Raw genomic sequence first — 579 nt, 5'->3', positions numbered from 1 at the left:
TCGGGCGCGCCCGCGGCGGCGAGCGCGGTCACCGGCTGGTCGGCCGTGCCGAGCCGGACGACGAGCGCGTCGGGGTGGCACGGCGTGCGGTCCCACAGCCGGACGTCCGGGCCGAGCGCGCTCAGCAGCACGGCGGCCGGGTCGGGCCAGCGCCGGTCGAGCGCGTCGGCCGCCCGCACCGCGTCCCGGGCCAGTTCGACCGGGTCGACCTGGTCGGCCTCCCACTCCGCCACGTCCTCCGGGCGCGCGGGGACCCGGCTGCCGCCCGCGAGGCGGCGCGCCCAGGCGCCCAGGCCCGTACGCCGCCGCTCGGTGCGCGGGGCGTGCAGGTCGCCCGGGTGGGTCGGTACGTCATGTGCGGCAGGTGGCTCCTGGGGGCCGCCGGACCAGCGGCCGAACTCCGGGTCGCCGATGCGGCGGTTGCCGAGCCGGGTGAGGTCACCGGCGCTGCCCGCGCCGCCCGGATGGCCTGCGCCGCCCGCGCCGCCGGAGCGGCCCAGGCTGCCGGTGCCGCCCGCGCTGCCCGTGGGTGCCGTGCCGGGCTGGCCGGCGGCGCCCGTCGCGTACCCGGTCGGGCCG

1 pseudogene is annotated in these 579 nt (G+C 82.4%); it reads right to left on the bottom strand.

Going from position 1 to position 579, the window contains the following annotated elements:
• Positions 1-579: pseudogene (locus AAHZ94_RS34885) on the bottom strand (hypothetical protein); the annotation flags it as partial.

Origin of the sequence: Streptomyces sp. HSW2009, from assembly GCF_040240285.1 — a bacterium.
Classification (GTDB): Bacteria; Actinomycetota; Actinomycetes; order Streptomycetales; family Streptomycetaceae; genus Streptomyces.
The sequence above is the reverse complement of the archived record's forward strand: the minus strand, read 5'-3'. Positions and strand labels throughout refer to the sequence as shown.